Source organism: Alteromonas antoniana, from assembly GCF_019249295.1.
Lineage (GTDB): Bacteria > Pseudomonadota > Gammaproteobacteria > Enterobacterales > Alteromonadaceae > Alteromonas > Alteromonas antoniana.
Genome location: NZ_JAESDH010000019.1, coordinates 83,291 through 104,343, shown reverse-complemented (window position 1 = coordinate 104,343; position 21,053 = coordinate 83,291). Strand labels below are relative to the sequence as shown.

At 49.2% G+C, this 21,053-nt stretch carries 21 protein-coding genes and 1 rRNA gene; 9 read left to right on the top strand and 13 right to left on the bottom strand.

Annotated elements, in window-relative coordinates; translation table 11 throughout:
- Positions 1-75: ribosomal RNA gene (locus JKP77_RS15905) — 16S ribosomal RNA — on the bottom strand; the annotation flags it as partial.
- 541 nt (positions 76-616) lie between these two features.
- Positions 617-1,012 carry a hypothetical protein gene (locus JKP77_RS15900; protein WP_218312142.1) on the bottom strand — a complete coding sequence of 132 codons (396 nt, stop codon included), beginning with the start codon at positions 1,010-1,012 and terminating at the stop codon, positions 617-619.
- A gap of 297 nt (positions 1,013-1,309) precedes the next feature.
- Here JKP77_RS15900 and JKP77_RS15895 point away from each other — a divergent pair, with 297 nt between their 5' ends.
- Positions 1,310-1,849 (top strand): gamma carbonic anhydrase family protein, encoded by a 540-nt coding sequence (locus JKP77_RS15895; protein ID WP_218312141.1) that lies wholly within the window; start codon positions 1,310-1,312, stop codon positions 1,847-1,849.
- A gap of 191 nt (positions 1,850-2,040) precedes the next feature.
- Here JKP77_RS15895 and aroE read toward each other — a convergent pair whose 3' ends face one another.
- Positions 2,041-2,859 (bottom strand): shikimate dehydrogenase, encoded by an 819-nt coding sequence (aroE, locus tag JKP77_RS15890; protein WP_218312140.1) that lies wholly within the window; start codon positions 2,857-2,859, stop codon positions 2,041-2,043.
- Between aroE and JKP77_RS15885 the strand changes: the two genes are divergently transcribed.
- Positions 2,858-3,313 carry a group II truncated hemoglobin gene (locus JKP77_RS15885; protein ID WP_218312139.1) on the top strand — a complete coding sequence of 152 codons (456 nt, stop codon included), beginning with the start codon at positions 2,858-2,860 and terminating at the stop codon, positions 3,311-3,313. The genes aroE and JKP77_RS15885 overlap by 2 nt on opposite strands.
- 46 nt (positions 3,314-3,359) lie before the next feature.
- On the opposite strand, the gene JKP77_RS15880 is transcribed toward JKP77_RS15885, so the two are convergent.
- The 7 genes from JKP77_RS15880 to JKP77_RS15850 form a co-directional block, all read right to left on the bottom strand.
- The gene (locus JKP77_RS15880) at positions 3,360-4,031 is read right to left on the bottom strand and encodes an OmpW family outer membrane protein (RefSeq protein ID WP_218312138.1); all 672 of its coding nucleotides are present in this window, start codon (positions 4,029-4,031) and stop codon (positions 3,360-3,362) included.
- A 378-nt stretch (positions 4,032-4,409) separates the two neighbouring features.
- On the bottom strand, positions 4,410-5,345 hold the full coding sequence (hemF, locus tag JKP77_RS15875; RefSeq protein WP_218312137.1) for an oxygen-dependent coproporphyrinogen oxidase: 936 nt from the start codon (positions 5,343-5,345) through the stop codon (positions 4,410-4,412).
- 3 nt (positions 5,346-5,348) lie between these two features.
- A complete protein-coding gene (tsaC, locus tag JKP77_RS15870) occupies positions 5,349-5,924 on the bottom strand; it encodes an L-threonylcarbamoyladenylate synthase type 1 TsaC (protein ID WP_218312136.1) in 576 nt (191 codons plus the stop codon).
- Positions 5,925-5,937: 13 nt separating this feature from the next.
- Complete coding sequence (locus JKP77_RS15865; protein WP_218312135.1) at positions 5,938-6,486, bottom strand: DNA topoisomerase family protein; 549 nt, start codon at positions 6,484-6,486, stop codon at positions 5,938-5,940.
- Between the two features lie 33 nt (positions 6,487-6,519).
- Positions 6,520-6,996: a DUF494 family protein gene (locus JKP77_RS15860; protein WP_218312134.1), complete on the bottom strand. Its 477-nt coding sequence runs from the start codon at positions 6,994-6,996 to the stop codon at positions 6,520-6,522.
- Between the two features lies 1 nt (position 6,997).
- A complete protein-coding gene (gene dprA, locus JKP77_RS15855; RefSeq protein WP_246601235.1) occupies positions 6,998-8,122 on the bottom strand; it encodes a DNA-processing protein DprA in 1,125 nt (374 codons plus the stop codon).
- 30 nt (positions 8,123-8,152) lie between these two features.
- The gene (locus JKP77_RS15850) at positions 8,153-9,214 is read right to left on the bottom strand and encodes a LysM peptidoglycan-binding domain-containing protein (RefSeq protein WP_246601234.1); all 1,062 of its coding nucleotides are present in this window, start codon (positions 9,212-9,214) and stop codon (positions 8,153-8,155) included.
- 224 nt (positions 9,215-9,438) lie between these two features.
- Between JKP77_RS15850 and def the strand changes: the two genes are divergently transcribed.
- The 4 genes from def to trkA are packed head-to-tail and all read left to right on the top strand — an operon-like array spanning position 9,439 to position 13,640.
- Positions 9,439-9,948 (top strand): peptide deformylase, encoded by a 510-nt coding sequence (gene def, locus JKP77_RS15845; RefSeq protein ID WP_218312133.1) that lies wholly within the window; start codon positions 9,439-9,441, stop codon positions 9,946-9,948.
- A gap of 9 nt (positions 9,949-9,957) precedes the next feature.
- Positions 9,958-10,914 carry a methionyl-tRNA formyltransferase gene (gene fmt, locus JKP77_RS15840; protein WP_218312132.1) on the top strand — a complete coding sequence of 319 codons (957 nt, stop codon included), beginning with the start codon at positions 9,958-9,960 and terminating at the stop codon, positions 10,912-10,914.
- A complete protein-coding gene (rsmB, locus tag JKP77_RS15835; protein ID WP_218312131.1) occupies positions 10,911-12,230 on the top strand; it encodes a 16S rRNA (cytosine(967)-C(5))-methyltransferase RsmB in 1,320 nt (439 codons plus the stop codon). The genes fmt and rsmB overlap by 4 nt, the downstream gene beginning before the upstream one ends.
- 30 nt (positions 12,231-12,260) lie before the next feature.
- Positions 12,261-13,640 (top strand): Trk system potassium transporter TrkA, encoded by a 1,380-nt coding sequence (gene trkA / locus JKP77_RS15830; RefSeq protein WP_218312130.1) that lies wholly within the window; start codon positions 12,261-12,263, stop codon positions 13,638-13,640.
- Between the two features lie 87 nt (positions 13,641-13,727).
- Here trkA and JKP77_RS22590 read toward each other — a convergent pair whose 3' ends face one another.
- The gene (locus tag JKP77_RS22590; RefSeq protein ID WP_274608674.1) at positions 13,728-13,856 is read right to left on the bottom strand and encodes a hypothetical protein; all 129 of its coding nucleotides are present in this window, start codon (positions 13,854-13,856) and stop codon (positions 13,728-13,730) included.
- A gap of 242 nt (positions 13,857-14,098) precedes the next feature.
- Here JKP77_RS22590 and JKP77_RS22380 point away from each other — a divergent pair, with 242 nt between their 5' ends.
- Entirely contained in the window at positions 14,099-14,449 is a 351-nt protein-coding gene (locus JKP77_RS22380) for a hypothetical protein (protein WP_246601233.1), read from the top strand.
- Positions 14,450-14,497: 48 nt separating this feature from the next.
- Complete coding sequence (locus tag JKP77_RS15820) at positions 14,498-15,244, top strand: complement resistance protein TraT (RefSeq protein WP_218312129.1); 747 nt, start codon at positions 14,498-14,500, stop codon at positions 15,242-15,244.
- Positions 15,245-15,299: 55 nt separating this feature from the next.
- Here the strand turns inward: JKP77_RS15820 and JKP77_RS15815 are convergent, their stop codons facing one another.
- A complete protein-coding gene (locus tag JKP77_RS15815; RefSeq protein WP_218312128.1) occupies positions 15,300-16,751 on the bottom strand; it encodes a TrkH family potassium uptake protein in 1,452 nt (483 codons plus the stop codon).
- Positions 16,752-17,065: 314 nt separating this feature from the next.
- On the bottom strand, positions 17,066-17,719 hold the full coding sequence (gene elbB / locus JKP77_RS15810; protein WP_218312127.1) for an isoprenoid biosynthesis glyoxalase ElbB: 654 nt from the start codon (positions 17,717-17,719) through the stop codon (positions 17,066-17,068).
- A gap of 408 nt (positions 17,720-18,127) precedes the next feature.
- Between elbB and polA the strand changes: the two genes are divergently transcribed.
- Positions 18,128-20,890: a DNA polymerase I gene (gene polA / locus JKP77_RS15805; protein WP_218312126.1), complete on the top strand. Its 2,763-nt coding sequence runs from the start codon at positions 18,128-18,130 to the stop codon at positions 20,888-20,890.
- Positions 20,891-21,053: the final 163 nt, after the last annotated feature.

Sequence of the window (21,053 nt, the reverse complement as noted above, 5' to 3'; positions counted from 1 at the left end):
CTGTTACCGTTCGACTTGCATGTGTTAGGCCTGCCGCCAGCGTTCAATCTGAGCCATGATCAAACTCTTCAATTAAAATCGAAATGTTAGTTTTAAAAAAACCAACAAAATATGAATCGTCGTTGCTGACACTCTTAACGAGTGCCCACACAGATTGTCTTGTTATAAATTGTTAAAGAACGTTTGACCAAAAAACATTTTGCTCGCAAAATTTCTTTTGGTCTTGCTGAGCCACCTTAGTGAATCAGCCTTTGCTTCAGTGGTTTCCCCTGAAGCGGGACGCGCATTCTACGCGTTTCGTTTTCAGTGTCAACATCTTTTTGAAAGTTATTTTCTAAAGCGTCTTGCTGAAAACCCTTCAAGTTGTTGCTTATGCATCTCCTTGAAGCGAGGCGCGCATTCTACGCAACCTGAATTCTAAGTCAACCACTTTCTCAATTTTATTTTTGAAAGCATTTTCTTGGAACTCTCGCCACTATTGACTTAATAAGTTAGTAGTGACTAGCTTTTCTGGTCAGTTGTTTAACTTTCCCGTCGAAGCGGAGGCGCATTTTAGAGATTTTAGTTTCAGCGTCAACACTTATTTTAAAAAAAGTGTCATATTGCGTTTGATTGATTAGTTGCTGTTCATATTGAGGGCTTTTTCATCGATATTGTGGGACGATTTACCGTAGCCAACATGTAATAACCCATACATGGTGAGTGATGCTATCCCTATGCCGATGCAATCAGACACGTCGAATACCCCCTTTATATAGCGCTGACTCCATTCATAAGTAACCGCCCCAGCAATGAAGGTTGTCAGTGCTTTACAGGTAAGTCGGTCGCGAAGGCGCTTAATGATGACCGCGCCTCCCAGTACGAAGATACAGCTGGGATAACTGCCAAGGACGGTTTCAATCCAAGAATGGGAATTGGCTCCGGTACTTCTTAATAACTTGACCAACAGGCCTGACGGTATTCCCAAGAAGTAGACTAGTTTATCAAAGCACTCAATATGTTGATTATTCATCCCTACTGGTCACCCCTCTTCTATCCATGGCTTTTATTGATGATTTATAGCTAACCGGCAAAGCAATCTTCAACGCTGTTGCGGGGAGCAAGTTCGCACAAGCAGCACCCGCCCTTTTCTATGAGCCTTCCCCTTATCGAGTTCAGGACCAAATCGCTGATAACACTTCGACATTGGGGTTGATTTCCATGTTCTGTTATCTGAATTTATCACTGCACATTTCAACGAGTCTCAATGTAACTGACTCTGATTTTCGCGTAACCTGTACTCACAGTCAGAATCCAGAAAGGAGCAGTTATGCCTATTCGTAGCTATAAAGGATTTACTCCTCAAACAGGTGAGCGGTGTTATATAGATGCGTCAGCAGTCATTGCCGGTGATGTCACCATTAACGATGATTCAAGTATATGGCCTCTGGTGGCCGCGAGAGGTGACGTAAATACTATTACTATTGGTAAAAGAACCAACGTACAGGACGGCACGGTGTTGCACGTTACCCGAAAAACACCGGGGCTACCTGACGGCTACCCGCTGATTATCGGTGACGATGTCACGATAGGGCATCAGTGTATGCTGCACGGCTGCAAGCTCGGCAACCGCATTCTGGTCGGAATGGGTGCTGTGATAATGGATAACGTGACTGTAGAGGATGATGTTTTCATTGGTGCAGGCACACTGGTACCTCCCAATAAGACATTAGAAAGTGGCTTTTTATATGTTGGAAATCCAATGACAAAGAGACGTCGGCTCAATGATAAGGAAATGGCCTTTCTTGCCCAGTCAGCGGTGAATTATGTTGAGTTAAAGAACGACTACTTAGCAGAAGAGGAAAAGTAAGTAACAAAGATCGCGCTGGAGAAGATGGCAAACACGTACCAGGTCAGTAAGAACAGCGGTATACGTCAAACAAAGGCCGTTTTCCTCTGTTTATCTTGTAACAGGCTCTCTGGCTTCGCTTTCACTTGACCTTCTTTTCATTTTAGGGGAATCAGTAAAGAGTGTTAGTAACGCCAGACCGTGCTGTTGTATCAGACATTGTCCCGTAAGAATTGTATAACTGGGGCCGTGTCAGGAGATTTGTCTGTCCAGATAGTGAACGCCGCGGCGGCCTGCTCCACCAGCATACCCAGTCCATCCAGTTGCTTTCTGGCACCATGTTGCTGCGCGTATCCCATGAATACGGTCCGGCTCTTCCCGTACGCCATATCGTAGGCAAGTTCGCAATGCGTGAATAATTGCGGGCTAACGCCATCGGGTAATGTATTACTCAGGCTGGCAGACGTTGAATTAATGACAATATCTGCAGCGAAGTCGTTCAGGTTGTGTTTGTCTATCACCGCAAGACGATCATGAGACAGCGTGTCCACCATCTCCTGTGCTTTGGAGCGTGTGCGGTTAAACACTGCGATAGAAGCCGGACTTTCATCAATCAGAGGCATAATCGCGCCGCGTGCAGCCCCACCAGCACCGATAAGCAATATACGCTTATCTTTTAGCTCGGTACCATGAGCGATAAGATCGCGAACCAATCCCATGCCATCGGTATTGTAACCGTGAATATCGCCACTACCGTCTTTGAAAAGCGTATTAACCGCTTGCGCAGCTCTTGCTGCCGACGAATTATCGGAGGCCAGCTCAAACGCCTGTTGCTTGAACGGTACCGTTACATTGCAACCCATTGCCATAGGATCAGAAAAGAAGCTCGATAATGCCTGCTCAAAGTCATCCAGCGGCACCAAAACCTTTTCATAGCTAATAGTTTCCCCGCAGTTTTTGGCAAACATTTGGTGAATAGTCGGTGATACACTATGAGCTATTGGATTACCAAAAACAGCGAATTTCTTCATGGGCCTCTTAAACTTCTTTAAACGAGAATCGAACTCGGCAGCGCGTTTGAAAAAGCCGGCCACCCCCTTCGACGCCATCGGTGGAGAACCAGCAGTTCGCCAACTGGCAAACAGATTCTACGATATCATGAGTTCAGATCCCATGGTAGCAGACCTGTACGCAATTCATCCGCTACCTCTGGAACGCATCCGGCATGTGTTCTATCTGTATTTGATGATGTGGCTGGGCGGCCCGAATCATTATGAAAAAGAGCGTGGACACCCAAGACTTCGGGCCCGACACTTGCCATTTACGGTCACCCCAACGCTTAAAGCACAATGGATGTACTGCATGAGAAAAGCAATGTATGAGACGGTTACGGATGTGCAACTTGCGGAGAAGCTATTGAACGCATTGGATGCGCTGGCAGACCATATGGTTAACGCGGCAGATAAAAATGGCCCTCAGTCATGAGGGCCAAAAAGCAGTAGTGCAAACTGCAAGACAGGCAATCAGGCCATTAAAATGTGTAACCTACCGACACGGTGTAAACCCAGGGATCGATTTCGATATCGCCAACGCTTCCCTCTGTTCCTGACAGATTGAAAGAGGCTTCTGTATCAATATCAATCCAGCGAACTGATGCATTGATATGCCAGTTTTTGTCAAGCATGTAATCCATCCCCACCTGCGCTGACAAACCAAATGAATTATCCAGCGACAAATCCGCAAGCCCTGCTTCTTCATTCGCGCCGGTGAACTCTTCGTCAAAAATAAACGTGTAGTTTACGCCAGCACCGACGTATGGCTGGAACGCCGAGGACGCGTCGTTAAAGTAATAGTTAACAGTGACTGTAGGAGGCAGATGAGTAACCTCGCCCAGTTGGTTGCCGGTACCCAGCGGATCCACAACACCAAAGTCAACATCATGTTTGAATGGGGTTGCCGCCAGTAACTCAATGTTGATCTGGTCGGTTATGAAGTAAGCCAGATTCAGACCCAGTTGCGTATTGTTATCGATAGCAAGATCGACACCCAGGTCGCCTCCGCCTACGACGATGTTAGACGTAGACTCGTCTGGTGCAACGGTAGTCAGTCCACCCCGAACGATAATATCGCCTGCCTGATGAGCAAATGCGGTTGTGCTGAGAAGGGCTGCAGCTACGCAGCTGGTGATAATAGATTTTTTCATGGTGTGTTTCCCGGTTTTCGTTGATGAGGCAACTCTAATCCCGGAGCGGCGTGAAAACATTGATCTAAAACAAGGTTAAAAACACGTGGTAGCGCAGCACCTTAACCGTTTGATCCAGGTCAATTCTGCTGCCTTGGAGACAGTGCTTTTCGTAACCAGACACTGAAGCTAACGGTACACTGTGACGGGTTTCAAAGCAGACGAGAAGTAATATTACGGAAGAAAGGAGAAAACAAGATGTAACGTCGCCCGGATAAGCCGGGGCAGTCTACTCTCCCCCGGGGAGCGGGTACCTGAACGACAGTGCCAGTGAATATGGCTCGAAGCCTGGTGCCGCCAGCCTACAGCGCTGACGATGTCAGCGCTGTAGTTGTATGCTTACCAGTCAGCAGGCTGAAGCCATCCAGCCAGCTTTTCTTCTGCGCTTCCCGGCGTAGGCGTATAGTTGTATTCCCATCGTGCCAATGGCGGCATCGACATCAGTATAGACTCTGTCCGGCCACCGGTCTGCAAGCCAAATAATGTGCCCCGATCATATACCAGATTAAACTCGACGTAGCGTCCGCGACGATAAAGCTGAAAATCCCGCTCACGCTGCGTAAAATCCGTATTTTTCCTGCGTTCCACTATGGGAACGTACGCATCGAGGAAGCCATTACCGACAGCCTGCATAAACGCAAAACTTTGCTCGAAACCCCATTCGTTCAGATCATCGAAAAACAAGCCACCGACACCACGGGTTTCATTTCGGTGTTTGAGGAAAAAGTAGTCATCGCACCACTTTTTATAAGTTGGATAAACGCTGTCGCCATATGGTGCGCAGATTTTTTTAGCAACTTCATGCCAGTGCACAACGTCGTCTTTGAACGGATAGAACGGGGTCAGGTCGAAACCACCTCCGAACCACCAGATGGGTTTTTCACCCGGTTTCTCTGCGATAAAGAAGCGAACATTAGCGTGTGAAGTTGGCACATAGGGATTGTGCGGATGAATAACCAGCGATACGCCCATGGCCTGAAAGCTTCTTCCTGCTAACTCGGGGCGAGAAGCCGTTGCTGACGCCGGCATAGCGTCTCCATGCACATGGGAAAAGTTCACTCCCCCCTGCTCTATTACTGCGCCATTTTTTAACACCCGCGAGCGGCCACCACCGCCGGCTTCCCTTTCCCAGGCGTCTTCAACAAAGTGACCTTTGCCGTCAACCAGTTCCAGTGTCTGGCAAATACTATCCTGCAACGCCAACAGGTACATTTTTACCTGTTCAATGGCCACGGTGGTGTCAAGCTCAGTGAGGTCTGTGGTTGGTGAGGTCATGGGTTATCCCCTGATAATTTGTCCGGTAGCGCCATCTTTAATAACACTGGGTTTATCGCGTCCGCCTAACGGTCCCTCTACGTAATACACGCTGTCGCCAAATACTGCCTTTGCGTCATCTACTGACATGGCAGGCGGCTGGCCGCTAAGGTTCGCGCTGGTAGAAACTAACGGTTTACCCAGTTTATGGCAAAGCTCGCATACTACCGGGTGTGATGTCACTCTGACCGCAATACTGTCGTGTTCGCCGCTAAGCCAGGTCGGCGTTGCTTTTGCCTTTGGCAGCACCCAGGTGATATGCCCGGGCCAGCTTGAAAAAATCTCTGTGCGTCTGTCAAGACCAATAGCATCGTCATTCACATAGGGCAGCAACTGTGAATAGGTAGCCGCGATAAGAATGACGCCTTTTTCGACAGGGCGCTGCTTCAGTGCGAGCAATTGGTTTACCGCGTCCTCGTTATCGGGATCACAGCCTATTCCCATTACCGCTTCGGTAGGGTAAACAATCAGTGAGCCCGCATTAAAAGCGTCTACAACCGGATCATTGGTATTGTCAGAATGTGTAGATTGTTCTTGCATGAGAATGGGAACTCTAAGTTACTTCTTTATAACCACAAGTGGGTTGCGGACACTGCTTCTGACCTTTTTTGTCAATCAGCACCCCCCAGCCACATTCAGGACATTGTGCCTGTACTGGCGGGAAATTTAGCACATATCGACATTTAGGATAATCATTACAGGAAAAAAACCGTTTGCCGTATTTATTTGTACGCTCAATCAAATGTCCCTTGCGACATTTCGGACAGGTCACTTTGGTATCTTCCTGCTGTTTAATCGGCTCGATGTGATGACAATCAGGAAAACGTGTGCAACCTATAAACATTCCGTAGCGGCCTTTTTTCAGCGCCATCGGTGAATCACACTGGGGACAATGGCTGCCGTCCATGACTTTTAATACGGTTGTCTGGGTATCGTGAAGTGGTTTACTAAAGTGACAGTCAGGATAACCGGTACACCCAACGAAGGGGCCGGCTTTGCTATTACGGATCTGGAGCGGCTTGCCACATTCCGGGCATTCGCCTAACGCGTGCTCTAACGCATGCTCATGCGCGCTGAACAGGGAATGATCTATTTTTGACATAGTCAGCGCCAGCTAAGCTGGCGCAGCGTGAACTTAGTGTAATACGCCATCTGACTCTTCAAATAACAAATCTTCCATTTGCGCATACGCATTTTCTTTTCCCGGCACGTTGAACAGCACCATCAGCACCACCCACTTGAGATCCTCCAGACAGAATTCTTTGGAATCAATTTCCATGACTCTGTCGATGACCATCTCACGGGTCGACGCATCGAGCACACCAACCTGTTCCAGAAACAGCAGAAAACCCCGACATTCGACGTCAAGGCGCATCTCTTCTTCATGCGTGTAAATCCGGCTTAAGCTGGAGCTAAAGCCCTTGCAAAAGTAAGGTTTGATATCTGTTTCCTGCAAAGCCGCCAGCTTTTCCAGCCACGCCAGCGCTTTGTAGATTTCATCATGGTGAAAACCGGCGCGCACCAGTTCATCAGTCAGCTCGTCCTGATCAACCCGGATTTCAGTTTCACTATGAATGAAGTTCTCAAACAGATACATGAGGATGTCGAACATGTTATTTCCCCCTCAATTTAACGTAACCCCCTGGGACGGCGGCTACCAAACCACGCAACTCGTATTCTAGTAATGCTGCCATTACTGCTGATACTGGCAAGGTGCTGCGTTCGGCTATAACGTCTACAGGTGTGACGTCGAAGTCCACACTATCTAATAATTTATCGGTTGCCAAGCGATTCGCTTCACTTTTTTGACTGCGGTTTTGTTCGCTCAATACCGGGGCGGGCTCCAGTGCAGGAAATTCGTCAAGAATGTCTTTTACACAAGTTACCAGCTTCGCACCTTGCTGAATCAGCCAGTGGCAACCTTCAGACATGGGGTTAGTAATGTTACCCGGTACAGCAAAAACGTCTGTGCCCATATCTGCGGCCAAATTTGCAGTTATCAAGGTGCCGCTCTTAATTTTTGCCTCTACGACTAATACCCCCATTGCCATGGCAGCAATCAACCGGTTTCTACGGGGAAAGTGATAACGACGCGGTGGCGTACCGGGAGGATACTCACTTATCACGCAACCATTATTAGCAATAATATCGTTATGCAGTGCACGGTTCTGGGCCGGGTAAATACTATCGGGACCCGTGCCAACAAAGGCGATCGTGTTTCCTTCCCCACACAGCGCGCCCCTGTGTGCAGCACTGTCGATGCCCTGTGCCAAACCACTGACCACACTTATCCCGCTTTCGCTTAATGCCCGTGCCAAATTATATGCAGTCTCTTTTCCCGTATGCGTGGCCCGCCGACTGCCAACGATGGCCAGGTGCGGCTTGAGGAGTTGCTGTGGATTGCCATTCACAAACAGTGCTAGCGGTTGATGGGTCAGCGTGCTGAATAATGCCGGATAGTCGCTGTCACCCGGCGTGACGATATGATGCATTTCTGACTGGCGAAGCCATGCGTCAGTGCGTTTGATTAAGGTATCGTTACATTGCTGCAACGCCTCAGTCAGCACAGGTTCCAACTGATTCCGTACGTCAGGCGCACCGGCCAGAGCAGCTAGTTGTTCGGCAGTTACGCCGTAATGGGATAGCGCTGTCGTCCACTGTGCGGGCTGTACTTTAGAATTTGAAGATAAAAAAAGCCAGGCGGACTGCGCTGGCGATAATGTATGACTTGTCATCATGCCGTACCCTGATTGAGTACGGCACTCCGATTACGGTTTTGCGACAATAAAACCGTCTTTCACTACCCCATTGGTACGGGTAATGATGCCGTAACTCGCTTTATCAAATGTTTTAAATATTATGACTTCGCCCACTTTGAGCGCCGGCTGCTGAACAGTGCTGCCATCGTTAAACACGCTTCTTACAACATTACTTTCATTGGCGTAACGCGGCTTCTCACCATCGATAATGTCAGGCCCCTGAGCGTATAACCCCATCACCGTTCCAGGAGCAATGTCACTACTGCCTAAATCTACGATGACCACATCATGCTTACCCAACAAGTTGTGCTGATGAAGATTGCCTATTACATGGCCGCGCTGGTCGGTTGCAGCCTGTAAAACCATATCCTGCGCATCGGTGAACTCGCCTGAGAATAGCCGGTCGCCACGCCGGGCTTCGAAGTTTGAGTCGTCAACTTTGACTAACCACTGTGCTCCCGCCGACTCTTCCAGCATGGTGGCATCGGCCACATGGTGAATTTGAATGCCCAGCACCTCGCCTTCTGTGTCACGAATAGTAGACTGCTTGCGAACGACGCGATACTGATCGTCGGGACGGCCGTAGCGTCGGCTCAATACCACATCATCTGTGACAAAGTTGAGAGATGCAGACTGATTACCCAGCAGATATGGCAACATGTCGTAATCGTCTTCGCTGATAATTTCGTTCTGATTCACATAAATCGCAATGGCAGACCAGGGCAGCATGCCAATGGGGGAAGGTTTGTTCTCTTTGACCATTTCAGGCGACAGCGTCATACGCTTTTTGTCTCTGACAACTTCCATCACCGGTTTGCCGTCAACCATACGAATGCGCAGCACATCCCCCGGATAAATAAGATGCGGATTTACGATTTGGGTATTGTTACGCCATAACTCCGGCCATAGCCAGGGCTTATCCAGATACAAACTGGCGATATCCCAAAGCGTATCGTTCTTTTTGACGGTATAAGTTTCGGGCGCATCATTTTTCAGCGTTACCGCAAGCGATACCATCGCCGGCAGCGCCAGCAATACTGCCAGCAGGGTTTTTAAAGTGAATTTTCTCAACGTTTCTCACCTTCTGTTTCGAATGGCGCTAATTCAGACTACTGTTGAATTTTCGTTCAGCTGATACTATATCGGCAAACAGGCGATCTTATTCAGTGTAACGGAAAAAACTGCGCGTAAAGGGTCTATTTACGTTAGAATAGTAGCTCAAAACGCACAGTAAATAGTGCTGACAGTTAGATCGTATATTTATTTATACAAGTGAAAGGTATAGCAAACGACAGATGGCAATATTAGAAGTATTAAGTTTTCCCGACGAGCGACTTCGCACCGTAGCGAAGCCGGTTGAGTCTGTAGATGATGAAATCAAGCAACTGGTTGCCGATATGTTCGAAACCATGAAGGAAGAGAACGGCATTGGTCTGGCAGCTACGCAGGTTAACCGACACCTCCAGGTTGTGGTAATGGATGTGTCTGAAGATCAGGACACGCCCCGCGTTTTCATTAATCCGGAAATCACCTCAAAGGAAGGCAGTACGATAAGCGAAGAAGGCTGCCTGTCGGTGCCCGGAAATTATGCAAAAGTCGAGCGTGCAGAATCTATTACGGTGAAGGCGCTGGACGCTGAAGGTCAGCCTTTTGAGCTGGAAGCCGATGGCTTGCTGGCGATTTGTATCCAGCACGAATTAGATCACCTGAAAGGTAAGTTGTTCGTCGATTACCTGTCGCCGCTTAAGCGACAGCGTATCCGCAAAAAACTGGAAAAAGAAGCGCGCCTGGCGGCACGAGCATAAGGCCTGAGAGTGACTGAAAAATTGCGAATTGTTTTTGCCGGCACGCCGGACTTTGCGGCGAAACATCTTGATGCCCTGATCGCTTCCGGGCATGACATTGTGGCTGTATATACACAGCCTGACCGCCCCGCCGGTCGCGGCAAAAAGCTAACGCCAAGTGCGGTGAAAGTGCTGGCTGAAGAACACAATCTTCCTGTAATGCAGCCGCCTTCGCTGAAAGAGGAAACTGCGCAGGCTGAGCTTGCCGGTTTTAATGCTGATTTGATGGTTGTCGTTGCTTACGGACTGCTTTTGCCCAAAGCCGTATTAGCGACTCCCCGACTGGGCTGCATCAATGTGCATGGTTCTATTCTGCCTAAATGGCGTGGTGCAGCACCGATTCAACGTGCTGTCTGGGCGGGTGATAGTGAAACCGGCGTGACAATCATGCAAATGGACGAAGGGCTGGATACCGGCGACATGCTGGATATTGCCAGGCTACCCATTACCCGTGACGATACCAGCGCGTCGCTGTACGACAAGCTCGCGGAGCTTGGCCCTGTTGCGTTAACCAATGTGGTAAACAATCTTTCCTCTTTCACGCCTGAAAAACAGGATGATTCCCAGGCAAGCTATGCCAGGAAGCTGTCTAAAGACGAAGCGCGTATGGACTGGCAACTCCCCGCCACTCAGCTTGAGCGAAATGTTCGCGCTTTTAACCCGTGGCCGGTGGCCTGGACCGTTGCAGAAGGCAATAACCTCAAAATCTGGCAAGCCACCGTACTTGCTGAAGATTCAAAAGAAGCGCCAGGCACCGTTATTCGTGCTGATAAAAAGGGCATTGTCATTGCTACCGGAGACGGCGCATTGTCTATCGACAAACTACAAATTCCCGGTAAAAAAGCGATGTCTGCTGCCGACGTGATGAACGCAAGAGGCGCATGGTTCTCTCCCGGTAAGCTGCTTGATCCCGATTATCCACGATGAAGTCCATTCCCTTACCGAAACAAAAAAACCTGCGCGCAGATTGTGCGTGGGTGATTTATCAAATCCTTGAGCAAGGCCGTTCATCCAGAGACGTTCTGGCAAGAGTTCAGCGACGGCACAACGCCAAAGACAATGCCTGGATCCAGGAGATGTCGCTTGGGGTATTACGACAGGTTCCACTGTTGCAATCGTGGCTGCGAACACTGCTTGACCGTCCGCTGAAAGGCGACAAAAAAGCCATCGAGCATTTGATTATGCTGGGTCTGTATCAGCTTACATTTACCCGGGTATCAGAACATGCTGCGGTAGGCGAAACGGTTAATGCGGCCTCGTATCTCGGTGGGATAAAACTTAAGGGCCTGGTGAACGCGATTTTACGCAACTTCACCCGCCAGGAACTGGCATCCAAACCCATTGAGGATCCGGTTATTCAAAGCGGCATGCCAAAATGGCTGTTCAAACTTATTCATCAGCACTACCCGGATCATGCAGCCGATATTCTGCATAACAGCAATCAGCCTGCTCCTTTATGGCTTCGTGTTAACCGACACAAAACCACACTGGCTGCATTTTGCGAGTCTCTGGATGCACTGAATGTCAGCTACACCTGCCCGGACACTCACCCTGATGCGGTTATTCTCACTAAACGGCATGAGGTTACCGCGCTACCTGGTTTTAGTCAGGGCTGGTTTGCCGTGCAGGATGGCGCGGCCCAACTGGCAGCACCGTTTCTTTCAGCACAGCCAGGTGAGCGTATTCTGGACTGCTGCGCCGCGCCGGGCGGAAAAACCGGACACATTATTGAGCAATGCAGCGATCTTGCGCAGTGCGTAGCGCTGGATGCGGATGACAGTCGGTTAGCCCGCGTAAAGGAAAACATGGCGCGACTGGATCATAACCCTACAGTGCTTTGCGCGGACGCTTCCGAGCCCGACACGTGGTGGGATGGTTCCTACTTTGACCGTATATTGCTGGATGCCCCCTGCTCTGCCACCGGCGTAATACGTCGCCACCCGGACATTCGTTGGTTGCGTAAACCAGCGGATATCGAGGCGCTAACGCAGCTGCAGGCAAAAATATTTGATGCGATGTGGACAGTACTCAAACCTGGCGGCACGCTGGTATACGCAACCTGCTCAATACTACCTGCGGAAAACAGTGAGCAGGTCGCACAATTTCTGTCACGTCACCCGGACGCGGTGTGGCAACCTCTGAAGGAAGGTGAGACTGAAGACGCGCCAGGCTGGCAAATCCTGCCAGGCGAGCAACAAATGGATGGTTTCTATTATGCGAGGCTGGTAAAGTCTACCGGATAGGAATAACAAGAACAGGCGCGAACGGCATCAATGAAAATCATCATTCTCGGCGCAGGACAAGTTGGCGGCACTTTAGCTGAAAACCTGGTAGGTGAGAAAAATGAAATCACCGTCATTGATTCAGATCCCAACACGCTGCGCGCCCTGCAGGACAGACTCGATCTTCAGGTAGTCAGTGGAGTTGGCTCTCACCCGGATGTACTTCGAAAAGCCGGTGCTGAAGATGCTGACATGCTAATCGCTGTAACTAACAGTGATGAAAGTAATATGCTGGCCTGTCAGGTTGCCTACAGCCTGTTTAAAACCCCCACTAAAATCGCCCGCGTCCGCTCTGAACAATACATCATTTATCAGGAACAACTCTACAAACAGCAGGATATCCCTGTTGATCATATTATTGCGCCTGAACAACTGGTTACCAAGGCGATAAAACGCTTAATTGATTACCCTGGCGCATTACAGGTTGTAGAATTCGCTGATGGCAAAGCCAGCCTGGTAGCGGTAAAAGCCTATTACGGCGGGTTGCTGGTAGGCCATGCGCTTTCCGCGTTAAAAGAACACATGCCTAACGTTGAAACCCGGGTAGCCGCGATTTACCGTCGTGGACGCCCTATCCGGCCACTTGGTACTACCGTCATCGAAGCCGACGACGAAGTGTTCTTTATCGCGGCTACCAAACATATCCGCGCGGTTATGAGTGAACTGCAGAAGCTTGAATCCAGCTATAAACGCATCATGATCGCAGGTGGCGGACTGATAGGCGCCGGGCTGGCCAAGCGATTAGAACACAAGCATAACGTGAAACTGATTGAGTTCAGTCAGGAACGTGCTCAATACCTGTCTGCGCATTTGGATAAGACCATCGTGTTCTGTGGTGATGCGTCGGATTCTGAGTTACTTAGCGAGGAAGGGGTTGAACAGGTTGACGCCTTTATCGCGGTTACCAATGACGATGAGGCCAACATCATGTCTGCCATGCTTGCGAAACGCATGGGAGCGCAAAAAGCGATGGTACTTATCCAGCGAAGTGCCTATGTCGATCTGGTTCAGGGTGGTGAAATTGATATCGCCTTTTCCCCTCAGCAAGCGACTATCTCGGCACTGCTTACACATATCCGCCGTGGTGATATAGTTAATGTGTACTCACTTCGCCGCGGGGCCGCGGAAGCAATAGAAGCGATTGCACACGGTGACAAAAATACATCGAAGGTGGTTGGCCGTGAAATTGGCAGTATTAAACTTCCGCCAGGCACCACCATTGGCGCCATCGTCCGTGATGATCAGGTTCTTATTGCCCACAGCGATACCGTGATTGAAGCCAACGACCATGTCATCCTGTTTTTGGTAAATAAAAAATACATTGGCGACGTCGAAAAACTGTTCCAGCCAAGTGCGTTTTTCTTTGGCTAACGCTACTACTGCTCCACTCGACGCTGGCCCAATGAACACCACATTCAGTGCCAACTTCTATAGCAAACACATTGGGATGTCGCAGGCTTAATCCCGACTTTCGGCTGACGATGTCGCCAAACCGTTAGTGCTATCCGCTGTCAGCATGGCGTTAAGAAGCGCCGTTGTCGTCGACATGGCTAACTGCCAGTACCCACTCTTATTCGTCGAGCTCATGCCATTAACTGTACTTTTTTAGCATTTCAGGCTGTTGGCTTTCGTCGATCTGGTACTTTTTTACTAGCAACTATCGACCGACGCCATCAGATATCAAGACGCCAAACAGGCGCATTACTGCGTTAGCAGGACGCTTTCGTCACACCAGTTCTCAGGCAGTAAATTCATACTTTTTTATGATTAATTTTTGAACAATCAAAGCTAGAGTAATGGCTTCACGTTAACTTTTAAGGAGGAAGGTAATGGTGAAGTCCACTCCCGCAATCAGCTTGCATAAAAAACTCACCTGCAGCCTCTGCTGTCTGTTTATTTTTCTTAGTGCCCCGTCACAGTCGCAATCCTCCGACGACGATGAGATGGCCCGTATGCAGGCACAACTCAACGCAGAAGTCATGAATAAGCCTTTCCTGGCGGAAAGGCCTGAGGAAGTTGATGCCTACATAAAGGGCATGCTTGAGAAAGGGGAAAAGCCTGCCGAATATCAGGGCACAAACTGGCGACCCGGCTACACTTGCCGCGATCTTCTCAGATACAACTGGAGAGAATACAGAAATTGTCGGTACTACTATCGTTACTACGGGCGGTATTACTGATCTTAACGCGGAAGCCCGCACCCACAACCCATTGATAAGGTAACTATCATGACAACACGGACTTTAAGCATAAGGATAGCTGTTCTTTCCGTTGTAATGCTCTTCTTCTCTGGCTGCGCAGCCGTTCATACATCCATTGCCAAAAAGGATCTGGACGTACAGACCAAACTTTCCACATCGGTATTTGTCGATCCGGTTCCTCCGGAGAAGCGCAAAATTTACCTTGAGGTACGTTCTGCGGTTATGGAGTTCGACCGCAATGCCTTTCGCAACGAACTTAACGCCCAAATCTCAAGCAGCGGCAACGGCTATACGTTTGTAGACAGTCCCGATGATGCTCAGTACACCATGAGTGTATTTGTTAGAAACCTGGAGAAAGCATCGCCGTCAGCCGCAGAGAACTACCTGGCTACGGGCTTTCAGGGCGTAGCTGCGGGTTCCGCACTGGCCTATGCCTCAGGGGGTGGATACCGACAAGCGGCAGCGGGCGGGTTAATTGGCGGCCTGGTATCAACGGCAGCGAATGCCATGGTGAAAGACGTTACCTATTTGCTGGTGGCAGATATTCAGATTGAAGAGAAAGCCAGAAAGGGTGTGATGGTGCGCACGGATACCAAAGTAAACATGAAAGTATCGGATGACGGGGGTTCGACACAAACCTATTCGGAAGTCTCTAACCGCAAAGAGTACCGCACGAGAGTGGTTACGACGGCCAATAAAGCGAATCTGGAGCTTGACGAGGCGCAGCCCCTGATGTTTGAAAAAACGGCCTACGCCATGGCATCGTTCTTCTGATGCCAGCCTTTAACGTGCAGCACAGTGCGCTTTTTCAGGCCACTGTGTTGCAACGTTAACCGCGCCAGAAGGTTGGCGAAAACAGCACCAGAAGAGAAAATACCTCGAGCCGGCCAAACAACATCGCCGTTACCAGTAACCACTTACCGCCATCAGTGACTTCCGCGTAGGTCGTTGCCACACTGCCCAGTCCGGGGCCGAGGTTGTTCAACGTAGCGGCGGTCGCGGTAAATGCTGTCAGGTTATCCAGCCCGGTGGCGATCAGGCCTATCATAATAACCACAAACACGATGGCATACGCAGAGAAGAACCCCCATACCGCTTCAACAACCCTGTCAGGCATCGCGCGCTCACCCAGTTTTACTGCATACACTGCTTTGGGATGAATAAGCCGGTCGATCTCGCGCTTGCCCTGTAAGAACAGTAAAAACACCCTGATGACTTTCAGGCCACCACCGGTCGAGCCAGCGCAGCCGCCAATAAAGCTGGCGAAGATTAGCATAATAGGCAAAAACGATGGCCAGGACGCGAAATCCGTAGTCGCAAATCCCGCTGTCGTGCTGATAGACACCGCCTGAATCATGGCCTGATCCAGCGCCTCTTCGGCGTCTGTGTAATAGCCGGACAGCGTTAAGACTAAAAAACAAATAATAATAAGTGAGGCCTGTATAACGAAAAAGGCTTTCATTTCAGGATCCTGCCAATAGCCTTTCAATGATCGCGAAGAAGCTGCGGTGTAATGCAGAGAAAAGTTAAGCGCAGCGATTAACAGAAAAACCGAGCAAACCACGTTCACAGCCGCACTGTCGAAATAGCCCAGGCTGGCATCGTGATTCGAAAACCCACCAATGGCGACGGTTGAGAACGAGTGACAGATCGCATCGAACCAATTCATGCCGGCAAGCCAGTAAGAGACTGTGCAGGCAGTCGTCAGTGAAAGATAGATGTACCAGAGATGCTTTGCGGTATCCGCAATACGGGGCGTCATCTTTGAGTCTTTTACGGGTCCGGGTGTCTCTGCACGATATAACTGCATTCCCCCTACCCCGAGGATTGGCAAAATGGCAACGGCCAACACAATGATCCCCATGCCACCAAGCCATTGCAGCTGCTGGCGATAAAACTGTACGGAATGAGGCAGAAACTCTATCCCTTCGATTACCGTAGCACCGGTGGTCGTTAAACCGGAAAATGCCTCAAAAAACGAATCGGTAACCGTCATGCTGGGTTGCTCCAGCAAGATAAACGGAATTGCACCAAAGCTGGCCAGTACTGTCCAGAACAACACGACGATAAGAAAACCTTCTTTTGCACGCAGATCGCGACGATGATCACGGTTTGGATACCATAAGGCGGTGCCGGTGATAACACACAATATGAATGCAAGAATAAACGGCAAACCGCTTCCGTCTTCGTAAATCAGAGAGACCAGCGCGGGCGGGATCATGGTGACACTGAAAAGTGCAACCAACAGACCTAGTATTCGTACAATTGCACGATAGTGCATGTTCCAGTTTGCCTTATTCTTATTTATCTTCCATCCGCGCGCCGGGCGCAGACAGGCAACGCATTACCTGACGCTATTATGCGGGGAGCAGGCGCAAAGAGAAACCCTATTCTCATCCATTTTACGCTTTCCTTTGGCAATTGTTTCAGCCGAAAGCAAATCAGCGCTCACGCGCGCAAAAACTCATTGGAAGACCTTCACAACACGAAGCGGCGCAGCATGCAGGCCGTCAGGTACAGTTATTCACAGCGCCAAAGCGGGCACGTACCCGCTTTGCCGGATGCTTCAGTCAGCAACCTGACGACAATGACGTACTATTTCATCGCTAATACGCTTTTTACCATTTTTTCCAGGCCAGCCTGCGCTTCGAGGATATCCCCGGCCAGCATGTAGGCCGGTGTGGTTACCAACTTTCTGTCGGTGTCGATGACCACATCATCGACATCGCAATTAATGTGGGTAGCGCCCAGCGCATTGATCCCTCCAGCTGTAGGTTCATCTGTGCCGATGGTTAACTTCACGCCATCCTGGTAAACACTTGCTGCAAGAGCAGGTGCAATACAGGCATAACCAGCAGGCTTACGTGCATCAGCAAAGGCTTTACATACCGCAAGCACATCTGCATCTGGTTTTGACTCGGCGCCGTCCACTGCAAAGGTACACAAATTTTTGGCGGCACCAAAACCACCTGGCAATATCAGCGCGTCGAAGTCTTCGACTTTACATTCGGTCACCGGTTTGATTTCGCCACGACACACCCGCGCAGCCTCGGTGAGCACATTTCTGGACTCGCCTTCAGCGACCTCGCCGGTTCGATGATTGACAACGTGTAACTGTTCTTTGTCGGGTGCAAAACATTGGTAACTGGCGCCCTGTTGGCGAATCGCCAGCAGTGTAAGTACAGCTTCATAAATTTCAGCGCCATCAAACACGCCACATCCACTTAAAATGACTGCAACTTTTTTCATATGTCCTCCCAGACCTTATTGATGCTCTCTTATGCAAATTCTGGCTACAAAATAGCCTGAAGCTCAAAAAAAATTCTTAACAAATCGTGTTGTTTCGAAGATTTGTTATGCTACATTACTTGGCCAACTTGGTTAACATAAAAACAACGCTCACCAAGTTATCCACAAAACAACGGAATGTTTACCTGCTTTCAGAATATCCCTGTTTTGTACATTTAAGCCTTAATATATCTTTCTCTCAGCGTGATCAGAAGCCTGTTTTTGATCGCGGCGATCTGCATTGGTTTTCATTTAGATCACAAAGTTATCCACAGATCGCAACGTAATATTCTGTGTTACTGGTAGCGATCCCCCCCACCCTATGGCATCCTTTCGCTTAATTTCTTCAAGACAGAACTCATCACTATTATGTCTACAAATAAAAAGCCGCCGTTCGTCCTGGTTGACGGCTCTTCTTATCTGTTCCGTGCTTTCCACGGACTGCCACCGCTGACAAACTCTAAAGGACAGGATACGGGCGCGATCTACGGAGTGATCAACATGCTTAAGAGTCTGATTAAGCAATATCACCCCACCCACATGGCCGTTGTCTTTGATGCAAAAGGCAAAACGTTCAGAGATGACATCTATAAAGAATACAAAGCAAACCGCCCGCCAATGCCGGAAGAGCTTGCCAGCCAGATCGCCCCACTGCACGAAATCATCAAAGCTATGGGGCTGCCGATTATTGTGGAGTCAGGCGTAGAAGCCGATGATGTTATTGGTACGCTGGCACATATCGCAACGCAAAAGGGTATTGATACCCTGATCAGTACCGGCGATAAAGACATGGCGCAACTGGTGAATCAACATGTCACACTCATTAACACCATGACCAATCAGCTCATGGATGTTGAGGGCGTAAAGGACAAATTTGGTATCCCTCCTGAATTGGTTATCGACTTTTTGGCATTGAAAGGTGACAAGGTGGATAACATACCCGGCGTTCCGGGGGTTGGTGATAAGAGTGCACAAGCTCTGCTAAATGGTATTGGCGGCATCGACGCTATCTACAAGAACCTGGATAAAATCGCAGACCTGTCTTTTCGCGGGGCAAAGACCATGGCGAAAAAGATGGAAGAGTATGAAGAACAGGCAAGACTGTCTTATACGCTGGCCACTATCAGTATCGACCTTGATCTTGAGTATTCTCCGGAAACCCTCACGCCGACCGAAGCCGATAACCAAGCACTGGCGACACTGTTTGCCGAATATGAATTCAAGCGCTGGCATGCTGAAGTCAGCTCGGAGAACGCTGCAGATTCAGTGTCTGAGGCACAGGGTGATGACGTTGAAGAAGAGGCGAAAACCGCAATCGATACGTCAAACTACGAAACCCTTTATACACAAGCTGCGTTTGAAAGCTGGGTAGATAAGTTAAAAGCCGCTCCCCTCTTTGCCTTTGATACCGAAACCACCAGTCTTAATTATATGGACGCCGAGATTGTAGGTGTCTCTTTTTGTGCAGCTCCCGGCGAAGCAGCGTACGTGCCGGTAGCACACGATTATCCGGATGCACCTGAACAACTCGACAGAGACTATGTGCTGGCAGCGCTAAAGCCATTACTGGAAGACCCGGAGGTTAAGAAAGTCGGACAGCATCTTAAGTACGATAAAAATGTGCTGGCTAACTACGACATCACACTTAACGGGATCGCCTTTGATACCATGCTGGAATCGTATGTGCTGAATAGCACAGCGCAGCGACACGACATGGACTCTCTGGCGCTGGCTTATTTAGGCCATAAGACCATTCACTTTGAAGAAATTGCCGGTAAAGGCGCCAAACAACTTACCTTTAATCAGATCCCACTTGAGCAGGCCGCGCCCTACGCAGCGGAAGATGCGGATATCACGCTTCGGCTTCACCTCGTATTATGGGAAAAACTGCAGGACACTCCCGAGCTGAAATCACTGCTTACCGATGTGGAAGTACCGCTGGCCAGTATCCTTTCCCGCATGGAGCAGCTCGGTGTACTAATTGATAGTCAGCAGTTGGCGCAGCAAAGTCAAAATCTGGCAACACGCATTGCTGAGCTGGAGAAAGAAGTCCATGAAGAAGCCGGCGAGGCGTTTAATCTGGGTTCAACCAAGCAGCTTCAGCATATTCTGTTTGAAAAGATGGAGTTGCCGGTAATTAAGAAAACGCCCAAAGGCGCACCATCAACCTCAGAAGACGTATTGCAGGAACTTGCGCTTGAGTATCCGCTTCCCCATAAAATTATGGAGTATCGCGGACTGACAAAACTGAAAAATACCTACACCGACAAACTACCGAAGATGATTAATCACCGTACGGGGCGGGTACACACGTCGTATCATCAGGCAGTGACCGCTACCGGGCGTCTTTCGTCTACCGATCCGAATTTGCAGAATATTCCGATCCGTAACGAAGAGGGCCGCCGGGTCAGGCAGGCTTTTGTACCCCGCAAGGGCTACAAAATTGTGGCAGCCGATTATTCTCAGATAGAACTTCGCATTATGGCGCATTTGTCAAAAGACAAAGGCCTTCTTGAAGCATTTTCTGAAGGCAAAGATATTCACAAAGCAACCGCTTCGGAAGTCTTTGATGTCCCACTGGAAGATGTCACAGCTGAGCAGCGCCGCAGTGCGAAGGCGATTAACTTCGGCCTGATTTACGGCATGTCGGCATTTGGGCTGTCGAAGCAGCTAAATATCCCCCGTCATGAAGCACAAAAATACATGGATCTGTATTTTGAACGCTATCCCGGCGTTCTGGAATATATGGATACCACCAGAGCCTCTGCCAAAGAAAAAGGCTATGTGGAAACCGTGTTTGGTCGCCGGCTTTATCTCCCGGACATCAAAGCCAGTAACGGCGCTCGCCGTAAAGGTGCGGAACGTGCCGCGATCAATGCGCCTATGCAGGGCACTGCCGCTGATGTGATTAAGCTGGCAATGATAAAAGTGGACGACTGGATCCAGAAAGAAGCCGCAGATGATGTCTCAATGATGATGCAGGTACACGATGAACTGGTTTTCGAGATAAAAGAAGCCTCATTGGAAGCGCACTGCAAGCAGATAGTTGCGCTGATGGAACAGGCAGCAACGCTTTCTGTCCCTTTGTTGGTTGAGGCCGGCATTGGTGAAAACTGGGACGAAGCACACTAAAAGGTAATTTCATTACAAGATACCGCAATAAAATCGTCTGATTTTCAGTCTTTTGGTAATTTAATTACATTTTTTTCTTGCCTTTTTTGTCCTCTGCGTTACTCTTATAAGCGTAGGGTACAGAGGTGAGAAAGCTGTTTTCAAACCTTTGCTTTAACCCCGA